The 18,471-nt window shown below is 36.8% G+C and carries 18 protein-coding genes; 10 read left to right on the forward strand and 8 right to left on the reverse strand.

The window, feature by feature from the left end:
* Positions 1 to 16: 16 nt before the first annotated feature.
* The 5 genes from AC1M9L_RS08995 to AC1M9L_RS09015 form a co-directional block, all read right to left on the reverse strand.
* Positions 17 to 700, reverse strand: coding sequence for a response regulator transcription factor (locus AC1M9L_RS08995; RefSeq protein WP_481591913.1), 684 nt, complete (start codon positions 698 to 700; stop codon positions 17 to 19).
* 10 nt (positions 701 to 710) lie between these two features.
* Positions 711 to 1,211 (reverse strand): chalcone isomerase family protein, encoded by a 501-nt coding sequence (locus AC1M9L_RS09000; RefSeq protein ID WP_481591914.1) that lies wholly within the window; start codon positions 1,209 to 1,211, stop codon positions 711 to 713.
* The gene (locus AC1M9L_RS09005; protein ID WP_171260728.1) at positions 1,181 to 1,759 is read right to left on the reverse strand and encodes a nuclear transport factor 2 family protein; all 579 of its coding nucleotides are present in this window, start codon (positions 1,757 to 1,759) and stop codon (positions 1,181 to 1,183) included. Before AC1M9L_RS09005 ends, AC1M9L_RS09000 begins: the two co-directional genes overlap by 31 nt.
* A 140-nt stretch (positions 1,760 to 1,899) precedes the next feature.
* Positions 1,900 to 2,208, reverse strand: a complete 309-nt coding sequence (locus AC1M9L_RS09010) for an OprD family outer membrane porin (RefSeq protein ID WP_481591955.1) — start codon at positions 2,206 to 2,208, stop codon at positions 1,900 to 1,902.
* Positions 2,204 to 2,398 carry an acyl-CoA thioesterase gene (locus AC1M9L_RS09015; protein ID WP_481591915.1) on the reverse strand — a complete coding sequence of 65 codons (195 nt, stop codon included), beginning with the start codon at positions 2,396 to 2,398 and terminating at the stop codon, positions 2,204 to 2,206. The genes AC1M9L_RS09010 and AC1M9L_RS09015 overlap by 5 nt, the downstream gene beginning before the upstream one ends.
* A gap of 352 nt (positions 2,399 to 2,750) precedes the next feature.
* Here AC1M9L_RS09015 and AC1M9L_RS09020 point away from each other — a divergent pair, with 352 nt between their 5' ends.
* Positions 2,751 to 3,200, forward strand: coding sequence for a hypothetical protein (locus AC1M9L_RS09020; RefSeq protein WP_051586611.1), 450 nt, complete (start codon positions 2,751 to 2,753; stop codon positions 3,198 to 3,200).
* An 8-nt stretch (positions 3,201 to 3,208) separates the two neighbouring features.
* Here AC1M9L_RS09020 and AC1M9L_RS09025 read toward each other — a convergent pair whose 3' ends face one another.
* Both AC1M9L_RS09025 and AC1M9L_RS09030 read right to left on the reverse strand, forming a co-directional pair.
* Positions 3,209 to 4,105: an alpha/beta hydrolase family protein gene (locus AC1M9L_RS09025; RefSeq protein ID WP_481591916.1), complete on the reverse strand. Its 897-nt coding sequence runs from the start codon at positions 4,103 to 4,105 to the stop codon at positions 3,209 to 3,211.
* A gap of 22 nt (positions 4,106 to 4,127) precedes the next feature.
* The gene (locus AC1M9L_RS09030) at positions 4,128 to 4,919 is read right to left on the reverse strand and encodes a crotonase/enoyl-CoA hydratase family protein (RefSeq protein ID WP_481591917.1); all 792 of its coding nucleotides are present in this window, start codon (positions 4,917 to 4,919) and stop codon (positions 4,128 to 4,130) included.
* A 173-nt stretch (positions 4,920 to 5,092) separates the two neighbouring features.
* Here AC1M9L_RS09030 and pnuC point away from each other — a divergent pair, with 173 nt between their 5' ends.
* The 8 genes from pnuC (at position 5,093) to AC1M9L_RS09070 (ending at position 12,508) form a co-directional block, all read left to right on the forward strand.
* A complete protein-coding gene (gene pnuC, locus AC1M9L_RS09035) occupies positions 5,093 to 5,674 on the forward strand; it encodes a nicotinamide riboside transporter PnuC (RefSeq protein WP_481591918.1) in 582 nt (193 codons plus the stop codon).
* Positions 5,675 to 5,775: 101 nt separating this feature from the next.
* Positions 5,776 to 6,042, forward strand: coding sequence for a hypothetical protein (locus AC1M9L_RS09040; RefSeq protein ID WP_481591919.1), 267 nt, complete (start codon positions 5,776 to 5,778; stop codon positions 6,040 to 6,042).
* A gap of 366 nt (positions 6,043 to 6,408) precedes the next feature.
* On the forward strand, positions 6,409 to 7,542 hold the full coding sequence (locus tag AC1M9L_RS09045; RefSeq protein ID WP_481586539.1) for a GGDEF domain-containing protein: 1,134 nt from the start codon (positions 6,409 to 6,411) through the stop codon (positions 7,540 to 7,542).
* A gap of 151 nt (positions 7,543 to 7,693) precedes the next feature.
* A complete protein-coding gene (gene def, locus AC1M9L_RS09050) occupies positions 7,694 to 8,182 on the forward strand; it encodes a peptide deformylase (protein WP_481586554.1) in 489 nt (162 codons plus the stop codon).
* A 56-nt stretch (positions 8,183 to 8,238) separates the two neighbouring features.
* Positions 8,239 to 9,399: a GGDEF domain-containing protein gene (locus tag AC1M9L_RS09055; protein WP_179997681.1), complete on the forward strand. Its 1,161-nt coding sequence runs from the start codon at positions 8,239 to 8,241 to the stop codon at positions 9,397 to 9,399.
* A 226-nt stretch (positions 9,400 to 9,625) separates the two neighbouring features.
* Entirely contained in the window at positions 9,626 to 10,843 is a 1,218-nt protein-coding gene (locus AC1M9L_RS09060) for a GGDEF domain-containing protein (RefSeq protein ID WP_481591920.1), read from the forward strand.
* A 41-nt stretch (positions 10,844 to 10,884) separates the two neighbouring features.
* On the forward strand, positions 10,885 to 12,144 hold the full coding sequence (locus tag AC1M9L_RS09065; RefSeq protein ID WP_481591921.1) for a glutaminase: 1,260 nt from the start codon (positions 10,885 to 10,887) through the stop codon (positions 12,142 to 12,144).
* Between the two features lie 70 nt (positions 12,145 to 12,214).
* Positions 12,215 to 12,508, forward strand: coding sequence for a cold shock domain-containing protein (locus AC1M9L_RS09070; protein WP_481591922.1), 294 nt, complete (start codon positions 12,215 to 12,217; stop codon positions 12,506 to 12,508).
* Positions 12,509 to 12,580: 72 nt separating this feature from the next.
* Here AC1M9L_RS09070 and dhaK read toward each other — a convergent pair whose 3' ends face one another.
* Entirely contained in the window at positions 12,581 to 14,311 is a 1,731-nt protein-coding gene (dhaK, locus tag AC1M9L_RS09075) for a dihydroxyacetone kinase subunit DhaK (protein ID WP_481591923.1), read from the reverse strand.
* Positions 14,312 to 14,642: 331 nt separating this feature from the next.
* Here dhaK and AC1M9L_RS09080 point away from each other — a divergent pair, with 331 nt between their 5' ends.
* The gene (locus AC1M9L_RS09080; RefSeq protein ID WP_481591924.1) at positions 14,643 to 18,443 is read left to right on the forward strand and encodes a hypothetical protein; all 3,801 of its coding nucleotides are present in this window, start codon (positions 14,643 to 14,645) and stop codon (positions 18,441 to 18,443) included.
* Positions 18,444 to 18,471: the final 28 nt, after the last annotated feature.

Below are 18,471 nucleotides of genomic sequence, written 5' to 3' on the forward strand. Positions count from 1 at the left end.
TCAGTAGTAACTAGTTTTATTCAACTGCGATCTTTAGACCTACCCCTGAAACGGTGTGTATTAATTTTTGTTCAAAGGGCTTATCGACCATTTTTCTTAAATTATAGATATGGCTTCTGAGCGCATCGCTTTCTGGTTCTTCATCTCCCCATAACTCAAGCATGATCTCCTGTTTAGTGAGCACTTTAGGTGAGTTTCGCATAAGTAATTTTAAAAGTTTGAATTGAATAGGGGGCAGTTCGATCATTTGACCTGCACGTGTGATTTGCTGTAAAGCAGGGTCTAGTGTGAGATCGTGAATTTTGATTTGGCTGTTAGATACTTCTCCTAATGAGCGTTTGATCAGTGCACGAACACGATAAACCAATTCATTAAAATCAAATGGTTTGACTAAATAATCATCTGTACCAGCTCGGAAACCTTTTAATTTATCATCCAAAGTATCACGAGCAGTCAGCATCAGTACTGGGAGGTCGAGTCCCTGTTTGTTGCGAAGCCATTCACACAGGTCATACCCTGTACCGTCAGGTAAATTAATATCTAACAGTAGAATATGATAAGGATGTTGCTTGAGCAGTTGACGTGCCACATCCAAATTACGCGCATGATCAACCACAAAATTATGCTCTTCTAAAAATTCACATAATGTTGAAGCAAGTTCGTAATGATCTTCGACCATTAAAATAAAATGTTTAGTCATGGCGACACGATTAGTCCAATAATTGCTTTTTCAAAGTATCACTAAATGGAGACGAACCCAGCCAAATATTAAAATAATCATTGGCATTCATGTATTGAATTTTACCCAAAATTTTTTGATTTAAACTTAAGGTTAAAGTCTGGGTCGTATGGGTATAGCTTAGACTATAAATATCACCAGACCGAACGGGTTGGTACAATTGTGTGATCTGGTCAAGCTGTTCCAACGTATTGGCTTGTTTGACATTTCGTTTAAGAAAGTGCGTTGCAGCCCTTTTAAAGGCCCATTCTGGAATATTTTGAGTATAAGCAAACTCCATGCGAATATCTTGATTCTTCCAAGTGCTTTGACAATTTTGAGCGTAATAAGTTGCTTTACCGACATTTTTTTGTCCGACTTTGAGGTCTCCTTGACCACACTCACGCACACTTTGTGCATGCGCGAGTGGTAAGAAGAATAGACTCAAAGCAGAGAGGGCCATTATTGCGATTTTTTGAAAGGTAATAACCATGCGTATAACCCTCCAGCATATGGTAGTGAGCGAAATAAGCCATCAGCTGGGTCCCAAAAGTCTTGCTGGAACACAATTTTGTCTTGCTCATTGAGTTTTATTTCACTAATTCCATGTGATTCCATGCTTCGAGTCGTGCCGAAGATTTTAAAATCATATGCCATACGCCAATGCACATAGGCTGAGTCGTCAAAATGTGATGTGTTGAGCAATTTGACTGAAACATTACTGACACGGTTATTCATACCTTTGAAATGTTCGACTAGATTTTCACGCTTACTAAATTGTGAAAGTGTGTCATTGATATATAAACTGTCAGCATAAAGATTGCTTGCTCGGTTAGTGAATTCAGGTGTACCTAAAGTATTGAATGCACTGGTAAAACGAACCCCTATATCTTGAGCTTTGGCAGGCGTCATGGTGATGCCTTGAACTGTCGATCTTGCTTGAGCATAATCATCAGAGTAACTTGGAATGCTTGCACAGCCTGATAAAAAGAGTAGAGGAAGGCTCAATGTCGCAGCCACAATTTTTTTGACGTGTTTCATGATCTCAATCCACTAATTTATTCTTATTTTTTAATCTACTGGCAATCTTGTGAAATGGATGTGAAATTAAAATATGAGCTGTGATCTATGAAAGGTATTTGTGTTAAAGGGAGTTCCGTTGAACTCCCTTTAACTTTGTTTTATTTAAATTTCCAAGTGTAATCAATGTTGACACGCATTTCGTCATCCGACTTAAATGCCATACCTACTGGTGGGATATTGTTACGGTAGCAACTATAACGTGTACGAATATTTAAACCTTCGAGTTTACCCGTTGGAACACGATAGCTGAGCTCGAAATCAAGAGCATCTTGTTCAAACGTCTGATTGTCGGTGTTACGAATTTCAATATCATCGCCTTTACTATAACGAGTCATAAACTTTAGACCTTTCAATGAAGTGTCTTTAAAGTCATAGTCATAGCGTGCGTGATAGACTTTTTCATTAATCTAATTTTTTCATTTGACGACGACGTCTCGTGAGCCCCAAGATTTCTTGGCGATCTTCAATTTCTTGAGCAGAATAAGGAAGCGTCTGTTGCAATGCTTCGAGTTGAAGATGACTGTTTTCAATGAGGAAGCAATCATGCTCAACTGGCCATGCACTGGTAATGGGTTTGCGTTTACGGGAATAGTTCATGGTTAAATTATAAAATTTGAGATATGAATAGTGTAGATGCGTATCAAGTTAAACGACAAAACATGTCTTAATGATTTAGAACACTAAGATTTTAAACCCTATTTTAATGAGACCTTTTAATATGCTTTTAAGTGATATTGATTAAGTAAAATTACCTAGATTTACACGGTTTACATAACATGTGGATTTTGAAATGAGTTGTTACGTTTCGTGCCATCGCTCTACTGGTTTTTAAGTTAATATTTTAAAAGTTAAAACTTAATAACACCAAGAAAATTAACAATAAAAATAAAGAAATAATCATTTCTGTAATGAACGATTCAATGAATAATCATCGGAATGAGTAAAAAATATGATGCTAATCGTGGTGTGTTTTGCTTTGGTCAGTTGCTATGCCGTATGGCGACTATTATTACAACCTAAATTGATTATGGGGAATACGCAGAGGCACTTTGATTTAACAAAACTCCTCAAGCCTACTGATCTCAGCCAGCCGGCGCGCTTGGTGTATGATACGGATTCTGTCGAAGATATTCGTATGTTTGATGAGGTTGCAAAATTACTGTTTGAGAAACGTGTAAATCATCGTGATATCAAGTTTGCTCAGCAAATTCAATATGAGTTTTTGAACAAGATGCCATCACGAACTTTATGTCAGATCAATCAATTTGATTTAGGTGAGTGGTCGATTTTATGGGAATATCGTAATCAATCCCTTGAATACTATGTGAGTCAATATGGCATCATGTATCGACATACTGACGCACAAGGGGTAGAGCATCAATCTGACTTTATTCAGTAATTTAGAATTTAATCATTAACTAAATTGAGATAATTTTGGAGCATGTCATCCCAAATTTTTTCTGCGCCTTTTTTGAAATATCCCATGTGTCCAATTGCAGGCATTTGATACTGTTTGGCTGTGATATCAATGTAGCGCATATCAGCAGAATGATAATGTTGCATAAAGGCTTGCCTCGAATTTGGGAGAGCCCAATCATCATCTAATGCTGAAACAGCATAAATTTTGGTTTTAACACTTGCATATTGTGCTTTTAAATCTTGTTGCTCGGGGTCAGCGAAAAAATATAACGGATTTTTGCACCAACGACGCCACTGTTGATATACCCCTAAAGGCAGATCAGAGCCCATATTGAATTTACTCCAAGGTAAATAACCTGTGACTGCGACAATGGGTGGAAACACAATACTCCACATCACGGATACTTTGAATCTTTCTTTGAACGGCATATATCCTGCCCAACCTGCACCTGTACCGTAGCAACACATGGCACTGACTTGATGATGATTAGGGGTAAGTCCCAAGGCTTGACCACCATAAGAGTGTGCAGTCACAAATAAGGGGAAAGTATCGCTAGAAAAGTATTCAATGGCACCAGCGAGATCAAGTTTCCCCCAATCCAAATAACTCATTTTAAAACCTTTGAGTTGTGCTGGAGATGATGCCCCCACACCACGATAATCAAAGGTTAGCACTTCAAAACCACGTTCTGCAGCATACTCTGCAAATCTGCGATAAAAAGGTTGGGGAACCGCTGTCGCTGAAGCCACAATAATACGTGCAACAGTCTTCACACCAGATGATAGGTAGCGAGTGCCGGTGAGCATATAGTTATCTAAGGCAGGAAACTGAACTTGAGTTTTATTGATGCTCGGCATCTGGTTCACATTTGGAATAGCTTGCATGTCTATATTTCCCGATATTGAACTATTGACCTTTAAAGCGAGGTTGACGTTTTTCGCTCATTGCTCGCATACCTTCGACAGCATCTTCAGATTGTATTAGTGGAAGAAGATGAGTCTTTAACTGATTAAAAGCGTACTGTTCATCATGTGAAATTGCTTCATGAGCAGCCGTCAATGTGGCCTGAACAGCGAGTGGAGCAGCTGAAGCGATGGATTCGGCGAGTTCAATGGCACGGTCAAGCGGATCTTGTTCTGTTACTTCGGTAATTAAATGAAGTCGATATGCAGTTGCAGCATCAAAAAAATCCCCCGTCAATAAGTAGCGCATTGCATTAGACCAACCTGCAGTTTTAACGAAGCGTGAAGTTGCTCCGCCAAAGGGGAGGATGCCACGTTGCACTTCAAGTTGAGTAAATTGGGTATTTTGATGGGCAATACAGATATCGGCATTCAACATCAATTCTATTCCAGCAGTAAAACAATACCCCTTCACAACGACAACGACTGGTTTTTTTCGTTTACGACCAGTCGTGCCCCATGGGTTAATCAGATTCATATCTTCCGAAAATATACCATCTGACATACGCGGCTGAAGCTCAAGCAGATCTAATCCTGCCGTGAAGTGCTCTCCATGTGCATAAATCACAGCACAGCGTAAATCGGACTGGTCTTCATAGGTGGTAAGTGCTTGTGAAAGTTCATCAATCATATGACTGTCGAATGCATTGCGCTTCGCAGCACGGTTTAAACCAATCAACATCAGATGATTGCGAATTTCAATGGTTATTCTGGTCGTTTGAGTTGTATTCATCATTATTATTTTCCATTGAGGACATTCTATTTTTAGAGGAGTTTAATGGTTAGGTCAAAACTGTGCAGTTCAAATTGAACATCGCTAAGTCGTGTTCGTTAAGAATCATGTATGGTGCCATTCAATATACGTTAGGATAGGCGTATCAAATAAACCACGATCATTTTAAGTAGTGTATGAGCCTTTTAGAAATTATTTCAGTATTGATGAGTGTATTGGGTGTAACCCTCACGATTCGTCGTAATATATGGTGTTGGCCTGTGAATCTCGTGGCTTATGGCTTATATGCAAAGTTATTTTATGACTATCAACTCTATGGTGAAACGATATTGCAATGCGTGTTTATCGGTTTAGGTGTGTATGGGTGGTGGATATGGAAAGCTCAGTTTAAACAGCAAGAGCAACTTGCCATCAATCGTATTCAAGGGTTGAGAATTATCAAACATGTGTTTTTTACAATGTTGGCAGGATTTATTTTTGGTTTAGGTTTGGATTATTTTACGGATGCTTCCATTCCTTATTTAGATGCTCAATTGGCAAGTTTAAGTCTGCTCATTACATATTGGACGTCAAAACGATATTTGGAAATTTGGCCTGCTTGGATCGTGGTGGATATCATCTATGTGATGATGTTTATGTATAAAGATCTATACTTGACGGCTGGTCTTTATGGCGCATTTATTGTTTTAGCCTTATTAGGTTATCTTCAGTGGAAGAAAAAATATCAAGTTCAACAGCAAACCGTCTACTCACTCTGAAAAATTTACATCCTTGGACATTGATTTGAATGATTCGATCTGCAAAATAAAGCAGATCGACGTAACAATGAAATTGAATTTAACCAGTAGACTTTAAATGTATGATTATCCACTTTTGGGAAGCTCGATTTCTGCAATTTGTAAAATCATTACAACAGCATCCTCATCGTTATCTTAACTTTGAATCCGTTGCCGATTTTTATCAAAGTCAGTGGTTAAAAACGCTTCCTCCTCATACTGAATATTTTTGTACTGGATTAGACGATGGTGCAGAGCAGTTTGATATTTTGATTCAATATTTGCATCATCGAGTCAGTATTCACATTGCACAAGAAATTAAAGTTATTTATCGAGAACTCGATCTCTAAGAGTTCTAAGAGTTAGGAGTGTACTTAGCAATTTTTAGCTGAGTCAAATCAAAATGCTTGAGCGTATCGCTAGCTGGATTTAAGCAAAAAAAGCTTTAAAAAAAAATAGAATAAATGGTAAAAAAACCTTGATAAATCCTAATCTTAAGGTTAGATTGTGATAATAAGTGCAATTATAATAAAAAATATGTGATTTTATTCACTATATTTTGTAGGGGTGAAATAGATTTAATGATTACACAGTTAAATGAAAATATAGTTTATTTTGATGAGCTGTTTCAATTGAGTTAGTTCATTATGTTAAGACTATTCAATCGAATTTTTCGCCCCTATACACTTCATTCATTTATGAATCAAAGTGTGTTGATGAATTGGAGTAACTTAAATAAATGTATTCTGGTCATGGTATTGGGCGGGCTTGCACATATCACCTGGATTACATGGTATTTATTTTCATTTCATCATCCTGCATTACATCATTGGCTCAATCCTGATTATTATTATTTTCACCTATCACGGATGTTGCTGTGCTGTGTATTACAGTTCTTACTGATTATTCCTTGTGTCATATGGCGTCATAAAGAATGGGTGAGACAATATTTACCTTACTTTATTATTTTGGTATTTTCCGTAAGCTTTATTTATGGTGGCTATTCGGTTGGTATCAGTAGTCCTGCTACCGTTGCGGGATTTATCAGTATTTTAACAGTTGGTCTGGTTTTATTTGAACGCAAGATTGTATATCTGCTTTTTTTACCAGTCACTGTATATATGCTCATTGCAATTGTCAGTAGTGCATTGGGTTATATGACCTACGCACCGGTCTTTAGTGATCAGCTCAATTATTCAGTCATGGTATTTAATGAATTCTGGGTTTATTCACAACTTTATTTTTACGTGCCTATTTTTTTTGCGACTTTTGTATTGTTTGAGATTTTGTTGACGCAATGGAGAAATCGAGAAAAACAAATTAATTTAATGAGTCAAATGGACCCGCTTACGGGGATTTATAACCGTCGAAAAATAGGTTTAGAACTCAATGAAATTCAATTACAAGAACGAAAATTTGCTCTCATTCTGTTAGATCTTGATCATTTTAAGAGTATTAATGATAACTATGGTCATGATATCGGAGACAACGTCTTAAAGCGTGTTGCCAATGTACTACGTCAAAATATACGTGATACAGATATTGTCGGGCGATTTGGTGGTGAAGAGTTTGTGATGCTGTTGCAGAATAAAAACCTCAGAGCTGCGATGGAGGTCGCAGAGCGGTGTCGCAAAGAAATTGAAAATGAGCTCTTTTATATCGATGAACGTACGACGATCAGAGTGACAGCAAGCTTTGGTATAGCCATTTCTGAATTTAATTTAAATAAAGAAGCGGTGATTCGTCATGCAGATCAAGCATTATATCTGGCAAAAAAACGTGGTCGTAATCAGGTTAGACACTACTACGAACTTCAGGATGCTGATGTCATACAAAAAAGTGAAACTTGAGCCGTAAAATTATCAGGTCACAAATTCTTCATTTAAATCAGTTTTACTTCATCTTGAAATGCTTTAAGATTGGTTGACTATTAATCAAATATTTGATTTAAAATTTAAAAAATTATGAAGATCAAATTCTTATCATAATTGAGATGAACTTATTATGACGATACTACCCGTTGCTCAAAAAGGTGAAGTGATCCTTGAATTGGTTGCATCGCCGGTAAGTGAACTTGAGTTTAGTAGTAGCTGGTTAACGCATCTGGTTGAAGCAATGAATTTTACGATGCAACAGCGCAATGGTGTCGGTATTGCTGCGCCACAAGTTTATGTCTCTAAAAGGATTATTATCGTCGCTTCAAAACCCAATATACGGTATCCCGATGCGCCTGAGATGGAGCCTATTTACATGATTAATCCAGAAATATTGGAGCGTTCTGATCATGTTGTTTTAGGAGAAGAGGGATGTTTAAGTGTAGAGAATCGACGTGCGGAAGTAGCTCGAGCTTCATCAATCCGTGTCCGTTATCGTAATATGCAAGGACAGGAAATTACTGAGACTTTTTCAGGATTCCCTGCACGAATTATTCAACACGAAATTGACCATCTTGATGGGATCTTGTTTGTAGAGCGAGTTCACGCTGCTTAAAAAGACAATATAAAAGATAAAAGGACAGAATGAAGTTAATCAGGAAGATTCAACATATGATTAAGCGATTGTATCGTATGGCCAATACGTACATCCTTGATCCTCAAAATATGCTGATCAATTGGAGTGATTTTAAAAAGGGACGGCTTATCCTCTTTTTTGGAATTCTAAGCCAACTTGAGGTCGCTCGCTGGTTAATTGTGGCTTTTTATACCCCTGAAAAAGCACAGTGGTTAAATCCTGACTATTTTGAATTACGTGTTACCCAATTGTTGGTGACCTCCGTGATTTATCTTGTCCTGTTTTGGAGTTGTTTCAAGTTTCAGCATATCGCTAAGTTTCAAACCTTCATTGCTTACTTTGCCCCTAGTTTCTTTGGAATGACCATGATTTATTCAGGGTATTCGATTGGAATTTATAGTCCTGCAACAATGGCAGGGTTCATTAGTATTGTATTGGTCGGGTTGGTATTTTATAGCCGTAAAATTATTTATGGGATTGCAATTCCAATTACGATATACACGTTATTAACGTGTTACTTGACGCATATCGATCGAATTCGTTATGCACCTATGTTTAGTGATGAGTTGAATAAAAGTATCGTTTACCAAAATGATTTTTGGGTCATGAGCATGGTACAGCTCTACGTGCCCATTTTACTTATGAGTGTTTTATTCTTTGAGATTTTACTCACCCAATGGCGCAGTCGTGAAAAACAATTCGAAACCAGCAGTAAATTTGATGCACTAACGAACGTTTATAACCGTCGTCAAATCAATGAAGTGTTATCACATTTTCAGCAGGATCGTGCTGATTATGCTGTGATCTTATTGGATTTGGATCATTTTAAACAAATTAATGATCAATATGGTCATGCAGCAGGAGATGAAGTCCTGAAACAGGTGGCGACGCGTTTGGAATATCATGTTCGTATTGGTGATACGGTTGGACGTTATGGCGGTGAAGAATTTATATTAATTCTGGACAATCTCAGTCGTGATCAAGCGGTTGATATCGCAGAACGTTGCCGTAACGCGATTGCACAGCAGCCAATTGTGCTGGATGATGGAACCTCGTTAAATGTGACGGCAAGCTTTGGTATTGCACTATCCCATGAGTTATCTGATCAAGATGTCATTACGCATTGTGCAGATCACGCTTTATATATTGCCAAAGAAAGCGGACGAAATCAGGTACAGTTATATCAGTCAGCTTAATTCAATGATTAAATTTCGGTTTTGGTACTACTAACTATAGAGAAACATACGTTTAGGTTTTTTTATAGCATGCTTTTGTTTTGGTCAGTGATCATCAAATTCATACCATAAATTGATCTGAACGATAAAGCAGTCTTTTTAATGCTTAAAGCGCATTGACATGATCGCTGAATACATCCAAATTTTAATAAAAATAAATATGAATATTCGATAATACAATTAGATGATGACTCGAGAGAATGAAGTACAACAACAGCGCAGTTTATTGCAAGCTATCAAATATGTCTTGTTAGAATCTGATCGTTCTATTATTAACTGGTCCAACTTTAATAAAGGGATTCTGTTACTTATATTTGGGCTGTTGATGCTCATCGGTCATTGGTTGTGGTACTACCTAACTTTCCATTCAGAATATCAAATTTGGTTAGATCCAGAATATTATCCTCATCGGACATTGACCACATGTTCACAAGTGATTTTGACCATGTGTTTTCTGATAATCGCTTTAATGCTTCGTAAAAATGCTACTGCTCGCCGAATCTTGGGCTATTTAATCCCCTTATTTTATGGATTGATTGTCATTTTTTCAGGATACACGGTTGGGATTTATAGTCCTGCGGTGATGGCGGGAACGGTCAATATTGTATTAATTGGTTTTGTGTTATATGAACAGCGCATCATCTATAGCGTCTCTTTTATTATTGCTTGTATTATCTTGTGGTTGGCAGTACTGACGGCCAATGGTCAACTGACTTATGCACCATTATTTAGTGATGCACTGAATCAATCTAATTTGTATGCCAATCCTTTTTGGCTGAAAAGTATGGCGGTACTATATTTACCCATACTGTTGTGCTCAGCAGTTTTTTTTGAGTTGATCTTGTCGCAGTGGAGACGACGTGAGCGTAAGATTGAAATACTAAGTCAGAAAGATGCGTTAACCAACCTCTATAACCGTCGTTACATCAATCAGTTTACTAGTAAGTTAATTCAACAAAATCGCAGCTTTGCTTTCATCCTCTTAGATCTCGATTTCTTCAAGCAGATTAATGATAATTATGGTCATGATGTTGGTGATCTTGTACTTAAACGTATTGCTCTCATTTTAAAACAGCAAACACGAGAAGAGGATATAGTGGGACGACTCGGTGGTGAAGAGTTTGTTCTAGTACTTAAAGATGGTGATATCGACGAAGCATTAATCATCGCAGAACGCTGCCGTCGAACGATCGAAAGTGAAAAAATTGAGATTAGCCCAGTGACTTTTATTCAAGTGACCGCAAGCTTTGGCGTGGCGATGTCACAAAATTTACCACATCTATACACAGACGAAGTAAAGCTAAGGATTTATAGTGCAGCGGATAAAGCACTATATCTTGCAAAGCAGAATGGTCGTAATCAAGTCAGATGTGACACGATATCGACAGCTGAATTTAACATTTGAGATCTTATTTTGGGTCTCCATTGATCACCAAGAGAATAAAAATGAAGACACCTGTACCTGATTATCTTGCCCATGTATTGGACCAATGTCATGCGAATACCGAAGGAGCATTGGCTGACTATATTCCAGAACTGGCAGCTGCCAATCCAAATCGTATAGCTTTAGCACTTTCAACCATTGATGGTACGATTTATTCCTCAGGGGATGATGAAGTTGAGTTCACGATTCAATCAATGTCTAAACCATTTGCTTATGCGTTAGCGATTCAAGAACATGGTTTGGCTCAGGTATTAGAAAAAGTTGGTGTTGAGCCTTCGGGGGAAGCATTTAATCAAATCTCATTAGAAAAAGAACGATCGATTCCCAAGAACCCAATGATTAACTCGGGTGCGATTACGACACATTCTTTATTACCTCATAAAAAGACTGTTTCACGTGCAGAACATTTACGACGTTTCTTGAGTGAACTGTGTGGGCGTGAATTAACCTTTGATGAGCAAGTCTATCAATCTGAGCTGAAAACAGCATTTCGTAATCTTTCGATTGGATATATGTTGCGTACCGTCGGCGTGCTAGAAGAAGACCCAGAGCATATTGTTCATGGTTATATTCAACAGTGTGCGATTAAAGTCACCGTGAAAGATTTAGCGCGAATGGGCAGTGTGTTGGCGAATGGCGGAAAAGACCCTGTTACGGGAAAACGTATTTTAGATCGTCAGGTATGTCGTCAGGTACTTAGCGTCATGATGACGTGTGGTATGTACGATGCAGCTGGAGATTGGTTGACCACCGTTGGTATTCCTGCCAAAAGTGGTGTGGCAGGGGGGATCATTGGTGTCTTACCAGGTCAGGTTGGAATTGCGGTTTTTTCGCCTAAATTAGACAGCCATGGCAACAGTGTTCGAGGTGTGGAAATCTTTGAACGTCTATCAAGTGATATGGGATTACATTTGATGGAGGGAACCCCTTCAGCACAAACCATTATCCAAAGTCGCCGTGAGTATGATGATGGCATGGTGGTATATGAGCTACGTGGTGTCTTACAATTTACAGAGACTGAAATGTTCTTGCGTGAGTTACAGAATGAGCCTGTAGGTAAAAATAAAGTAGTGCTTGATCTTACACATCTGACTTTAATCCATGATGTCGGTGCTCGAATGTTATTTGAAGGTGTGAAACGTCTACAGGATGATGGTCACAAAGTGGTGGTTTTAGATGCGGAATCATTGTTATCGGAACAACAAAGTAAAGGACACAAACGCGTCATTGTCCAACAGCACTTGCATGATTATTTAAAGTGATCAGCAAAGATGATGCACTTTAAGATGCGTGTATAATATTGAAAATTGTATACCGTTTTTTGGGAATGTTATGAAGTCTGAAGTCCAGCAAGGAAAAATTAAAATTTATCATGCCGATAAAGGTTTTGGTTTTATTGTTGGTGCAGGTGAGGATATTTTTTTCCACATTTCTGACTTTCCTGCAGATGAAGGTGAGCCAAAACGCAATGACCGAGTCAAATTTCAGGTTGTTGAAAATCAAGGTAAATTAAAAGCTGTCAAAATTCAACGTGTAGCTGACCAGTCAGCGAAAGCGAAGAAGTCTCGTGTGGCATCACATAATCAGGCGATTACCAGCGCATTATTATCAAGTTTTAAAAAATAAAAAGCAAAAAAAGCCCTGAATCATCAGGGCTTTTTTACATAACTAATCAATCATTTATGTCATGTTTAGATGTTATTTTAGATGATCAGCAATATCGGTAAAAATCACGCCTAAACCATATGCACCTGCATCAGGATAGCCTAAGCTACGATCCCCGACAGTACCTGCACGACCCATACGTGCAACAATCTCTTTGGTCGATTCAGCACCTTGAACAGCAGCTTGAGCACCTAAGATAAAGTTTTCCTTAAAGCTTTTGTCGGTGTTGGCTGACCATGAATCTGCGCATGGCACGAGCGCATCAATGAGAGTTTTATCTCCCACTACCGCGCCACGTCCAAATGAACGTTCACCTGTGGTTTGAATACCTTTTACTGCGGCTTGCAGCATATCGGCAAAATCTGCCACGCTTAACGTGGTTTTACCTTGAATGGCTTTACTTGCGGCACGAAATGCAGAACCCCAGATGGGACCTGATGCACCGCCACAATGTTCCATGATGATCATGGAGCTATTGAGTAAGAATTCATCCATCTGCTGTGCTTGGATCAAGCTTTGCCATTCTTTCTTGAGTTGTTTAAAGCCTTTAGCCACACTCATGCCGAAGTCACCATCGCCTGCGTGTGCGTCTAACTCACAAAATGGCACTTCATTTTTAATAATACAGGCAGCCATGACATCGACCACATAGCGCATGTTTTCAATGGTGAATTGCTCATTTTGAATTTCAGCATGTTCTGCTGCAGTTTCAACTTCGCTATTGCCTTGATGTTGGGTAGCCGTATCTTTTATCGCAAACTCAATGGCTAAAGCAGGTGAACCATCAAGTTTAAAGGCAGGGGTGTTAGCTTCTGCATCTAAGTATGTTTTGAGTTCATCATCCAATTCAAGTAATGAAATGGATGCACCATTCATGTCGATACTTGTCATGTAGTTGCCGATAAAGGTACGGTAAATTTTAATGCCCTTATGTGCAAGGTGTGCGCATACATCATGGTTAAACAGATACAGTTCTTGCATTGGGGTAGAACCAAAGCCATTGATCAATACTGCAACTTCTTTCATGTCTGGACGATCTAAAAACAGGTCATCGACCATACGTTGTGCCAGTTCTTTTGCTGGCAAGATTTTTTCACGACGGATCCCCGGTTCACCATGAATACCCACGCCGTATTCCATCTCATCATCGGCAAGGGTGAAGGTTGGTGTGCCTTTAGCAGGAACAGTACATGAGCTATAGGCAAAACCTAAACTGATGACATTGTCAGCCGCTTTTTGAGCGACTGTTTTAACTTCACCTAATTCTAAGCCTTTAGATGCTGCTGCGCCTGCAATCTTATGAACAAAGATTGTGCCTGCGACACCACGACGTCCGACGGTATATAAACTATCTTTGACTGCAATATCATCTGCCACTTTGACGTAGTCGACCTTGATGCCATCTTCAGTTGCTAAAGCTGCACCGTTCTGGAAATTCATCATATCACCAGAATAGTTTTTGATGATCATCAGCACGCCTTTGTCAGTTGCGACGTGTTGTAGTGCTTTATAGATCTGAATTTGCGAAGGTGATGCAAAGACATCGCCACATACGGCTGCGTCTAACATGCCTTGACCGACAAAGCCCGCATGTGCAGGTTCATGCCCGCTACCACCACCACTGATGAGAGCAACATTGTTATGTTTTTCTTTTCTTGAAATGATTTTGTGTGATTCAGTGAATGCAAGTTCTGGGTGTGCCAAGACAAAGCCTTTGCACATGTCGACAACCAAGTTTTCAGGGTGGTTGATGAGTTTTTTCATGGAAATATCAAACTTTTGGTAATTTCATTAATAAGTATTAATTATTCACTAAACTTGAAATATTTGCTGATCTAAAATGTTAAAACGGATGATTTGAGGTTTAGTGGTTAGAAAAAAGGCATTTTTGAGATGATGAATTATATTCACTCTTGCACAGCAATACTGCTCATCTCCTAAAAGGATAGAGAACTTAAATTACTAATTGTATAAAGCTTTATTTAATTCACAATGAATGCACTCACACCTTAGAGAGAGGAATGGAGAGGAGATCTATTGTAAATAATAAATTTTTGAATTAATTTAAAATTAAAAATAATAGAGATAGTGATTTGTGATCCAACCAAATTGGGAAGTGTTTTCGGCAAAATTTTCAAATAATCAGCAAGTGACATTTGAATGGTTTGCTTATTTATTATTTTGTCGTGAATTTGACTTACCAAAAGGATGGTTTGGATTTAAAAATCAGTCAGGTATTGAAAAAAATCCAATTGAAAAAGATAGTGAAGTAATTGGTTTTCAAGCAAAATTTTATGAAACATCTTTGTCAGCTCACAAAGATGAGCTTCTTAAGATGTTGACTACAATTAATAGAGACTATCCAAATCTAAATAAACTACTAATTTATACTAACAAAATGTGGGCACAAGGACAGGAGACTGTAGAGAAAAAAAAGCGAATGGTAGTGCCACAGGCTTTATTAGAGATTGAAAGTAAAGCGCAAAGATTAGGTATTGATATTGAATGGAGGGAAGCATTATTTTTTGAATCGCCATTCGTTTGTTTACAGAATGATGATTTAGCTAAATACTTCTTTACAGAGCAAAATCTAGAAGGTTGGCAACGCTATGATGATTGGTCAAATAAAAAGGATAAAGTCGAAGCAGAATATTTAGTTGATGAAGATATTAAAGTTGTTGTACCTAAAGATATTAACAAAAATGAGATTAGTGTAATTGATGGTATTAATACAATTCGACAAAAATTATCATTAGGTGGAACTTCTATAAGATTAGTTGGGCTCTCAGGTGTAGGTAAAACACGCTTTGCTCAAGCTCTTTTCGATGAGCGCATTGGAAGCAATAGCCTAGATATTAAAAATGTTTGGTATTGTGATTTTGGTGATTCACCTAACCCACAACCTCAGCATTTTGTTGAAGAGCTGATTCAGAAAAAGCAACCCTATATTTTAATTGTCGATAATTGTGGCCAAGGTACACATGGTAATTTAACGAAAAAAATTCAAGATACTCAAATTTCATTATTAACTATTGAATATGATGTTCAGGATGATTTTCCAGAAAGTACAGAAGTTTATAAATTAAAGCCAAATAGCCCTGAAATTATTAAAAAAGTTATAGAACGACATTACCCACATATTAATGATTTAAACGCAAGAAAAATTGCTGAGTTCTCAGGTGGTAACTATCGATTAGCTTTGGCAGTAGCTTCAAATATTGAACGTAATGATAACTTAGCATTACTCACTGGTTCAGATTTATTTAAACGTTTATTTTGGCAAAGAGGAGAGCCTAATGAGCAGTTATATCAAGTTGCTCAAAATTTTGCTTTAGTTTATTCCTTTAATTTAGAAGATGAAGGCGAAGAAAATTCTGAATTGGATTATCTATCGAAACTTGCAAGAGTTGATAGTTATGATGCAATTGAAAGAATCGAAGAGCTGAAAAGTAAAGATATCGTTCAACAGCGTGGGGTATGGCATGCCATTTTACCGCATGTACTAGCAAATCATTTAGCTAAAGAATGTATTTCAAAGAAGTTAGTTAGACATCTAGATGAATTTATTCAAAATATGCCTGCACGTTTGCAGATGTCCTGTATTAAACGTTTAAGCTACTTACATGATGTTCCTAAGGTACAAGAATTAGTGAAATCATGGTTTTCTTCTAGTGGATGGTTGGGAGAGAAACTTTTAAATGATAGATATGATTCACAGGATTTAGTTAAATTTAGATTACTTGCTCATATTTCTGAAGATCAAGTTTTACAATTACTAGAGCAAAAACATAATGCAGATCCTAGTTTTCTAACTAGGGAAAATACTCATTTTGTTGAAATTTCTAGATTGGTTCGATCTTTAGCTTATCAACCACATAATTTTAAAAAAGCTTTTGATTTACTCATTTATTTTGCTAAAGATGAAAAAGTAGGCGAAAGAAACAACTCTATTCGAGATTTAGTAACTTCACTATTTAGGCTCTATACATCAGAAACATTGGCTGATTTAGAGCAAAAAAAAGAAGTTTTGACCCAGTTACAAATGAAACCTGAGTATGAGTCTATCCTTTTAGATAGTTTAGCTAAAGCATTGAGTTTTTATGATTATGGATTCTTTGTGCGAGAATCATTTGATAACTCTCAAGCAAATGAGTATGGTTATCAGCCCAAAACTTATGGCGAAATTTGGAGTTGGATTGAGTTTTTACTTAGTTTATTAGACGAATTAGATAGCCGAAAGATTAGTAAAGCCCGACAGATTTTTACGAACAATCTTAAAGCTATTATTTGGAAATGTGGAAAAGCTGAGTTTGTGAGAAAGTTTTTACTACAATTTAATAAACGTAAATATTTTCCTGAAGCTCATAGACAACTACTAAGTATTATCAGCTTTAACAAAGATGAATTAGGAATAAATGCACCTAAATTATTACAAGAATTAGAAAATTTAGAACAAGAGTTAAGACCTAATAAAGGCAGAGTTCGAGAGCTATTAGAGGCTTATATTTTAGCCCCAGATCATGATATCTATAGAATGAGTAAAAGTGAAAATGATAAACATGCAATAAAAGTTCCTGAATTTAATTCCTATGAGGAGTTAATTCAATATTTAGGTGAATATCTAAAGGATATTGATGTTTTAAAAGAAAACTTAGATTTATTGATCAAAGCAAGTAGTGGATGGTTAGCACATCAATATTTGATTCAGTTAGGTGAAAGTATAGTTCATATATTTGATAATATTGATAATTGCATTGATACAATTCAGCATACAGATATAGATATAGATATAGATATAGATATAAAGGGTTCTGAGTTTTTATTAGGATTATTAAAAGGTTTTAAAAAAAAATCACAGAAAGATTATGAAAAATTTGTAGATTTTTTGTTAGATCACACTATTTTGAGAAATATAGCTCCTCATATGATTTTTGATAGTTGTCAAAATGATGAAGATTCGCAGTATTTTTACCAACTTTTCAAGCAAGATAAAATCAATATCACTCAATTGCCAAGATTGGCAGGTTGCAAATATCATAACAGAATAAATAATGAAATATTTGAGCTGTTTATAGATCGGCTAATTGATTTGGAGCAATGGGATAGAGTTCATTATGAGTTAGTTGAGGAGTGCTTTTTTCAAAAAAAATTATCAGAGAAATATCAATCTATTTTATTAGGCAATGTTCCTGAATTTATTAGTAGTGAGAGTAACTTCAATCATTATGAGGATGGTTTAAAAGTATTATTAGGCTGTGGAGAGGATTTTGAAAATAAAATATTTAAAGCTGTTGAAGATTATTTTAATGGTGAACGATACATTTCTCTTTATAGGGAAGATAAAAAATTTAAGATATTAAAATTATTAATAAAGACGAATACAATCAAATTTATAAAAGAATTTTTAGAGAGTGACGAGTTTTTATCAAAATTTTGGAAAGGTGATTTAAATAAAGTTCTATTTTTTGCTGATTCAAATGATGTACTGAAGTGGATAGGTGGCGATCAAGACAAAATTAAATTTTGGATAGAAAATGCTAGATTATTTCATGTTGAAAATTATCAAGAGGAAACCACGGGAGAAACAAAGAGTAAAATTGTATGGCTAGATTTGTTGGTGGATTTATTAAAATTATCAGAAGAAAGAGGAATACTGCTAGAGCACTTATTTAATGAATCAATATTTAAAGTTACACAAGCAAGTGGGAGTTTGTCAGAAGAGATGTCGCGAAGATTACCATCAATACAAGGTTTGAAAGAGAAAATAATACCCATATTTCCAGAGTTAGAATCATTAATAGATTCTAAAGAAAAAGAGTGGCTAGTTGCTATTGATAGACAAGCTCAAAGAGACGAAGAAGATGAAAAGCAACGAAATGAGCGATTTGAATGGTAATTAAAAAATCCCCTCACTTGAGGGGATT

This window comes from Acinetobacter sp. ANC_7511 (assembly GCF_056779975.1).

What these genes read in the sequence shown, in the direction of transcription:
- AC1M9L_RS08995 (WP_481591913.1), bottom strand. Translation starts at nt 700, where the DNA reads ATGACTAAACATTTTATTTTAATGGTCGAAGATCATTACGAACTTGCT.
- AC1M9L_RS09000 (WP_481591914.1), bottom strand. Translation starts at nt 1,211, where the DNA reads ATGGTTATTACCTTTCAAAAAATCGCAATAATGGCCCTCTCTGCTTTG.
- AC1M9L_RS09005 (WP_171260728.1), bottom strand. Translation starts at nt 1,759, where the DNA reads ATGAAACACGTCAAAAAAATTGTGGCTGCGACATTGAGCCTTCCTCTA.
- AC1M9L_RS09015 (WP_481591915.1), bottom strand. Translation starts at nt 2,398, where the DNA reads ATGAACTATTCCCGTAAACGCAAACCCATTACCAGTGCATGGCCAGTT.
- AC1M9L_RS09020 (WP_051586611.1), top strand. Translation starts at nt 2,751, where the DNA reads ATGATGCTAATCGTGGTGTGTTTTGCTTTGGTCAGTTGCTATGCCGTA.
- AC1M9L_RS09025 (WP_481591916.1), bottom strand. Translation starts at nt 4,105, where the DNA reads ATGCAAGCTATTCCAAATGTGAACCAGATGCCGAGCATCAATAAAACT.
- AC1M9L_RS09030 (WP_481591917.1), bottom strand. Translation starts at nt 4,919, where the DNA reads ATGATGAATACAACTCAAACGACCAGAATAACCATTGAAATTCGCAAT.
- pnuC (WP_481591918.1), top strand. Translation starts at nt 5,093, where the DNA reads ATGAGCCTTTTAGAAATTATTTCAGTATTGATGAGTGTATTGGGTGTA.
- AC1M9L_RS09040 (WP_481591919.1), top strand. Translation starts at nt 5,776, where the DNA reads ATGATTATCCACTTTTGGGAAGCTCGATTTCTGCAATTTGTAAAATCA.
- AC1M9L_RS09045 (WP_481586539.1), top strand. Translation starts at nt 6,409, where the DNA reads ATGAATTGGAGTAACTTAAATAAATGTATTCTGGTCATGGTATTGGGC.
- AC1M9L_RS09055 (WP_179997681.1), top strand. Translation starts at nt 8,239, where the DNA reads ATGATTAAGCGATTGTATCGTATGGCCAATACGTACATCCTTGATCCT.
- AC1M9L_RS09060 (WP_481591920.1), top strand. Translation starts at nt 9,626, where the DNA reads ATGACTCGAGAGAATGAAGTACAACAACAGCGCAGTTTATTGCAAGCT.
- AC1M9L_RS09065 (WP_481591921.1), top strand. Translation starts at nt 10,885, where the DNA reads ATGAAGACACCTGTACCTGATTATCTTGCCCATGTATTGGACCAATGT.
- AC1M9L_RS09070 (WP_481591922.1), top strand. Translation starts at nt 12,215, where the DNA reads ATGAAGTCTGAAGTCCAGCAAGGAAAAATTAAAATTTATCATGCCGAT.
- dhaK (WP_481591923.1), bottom strand. Translation starts at nt 14,311, where the DNA reads ATGAAAAAACTCATCAACCACCCTGAAAACTTGGTTGTCGACATGTGC.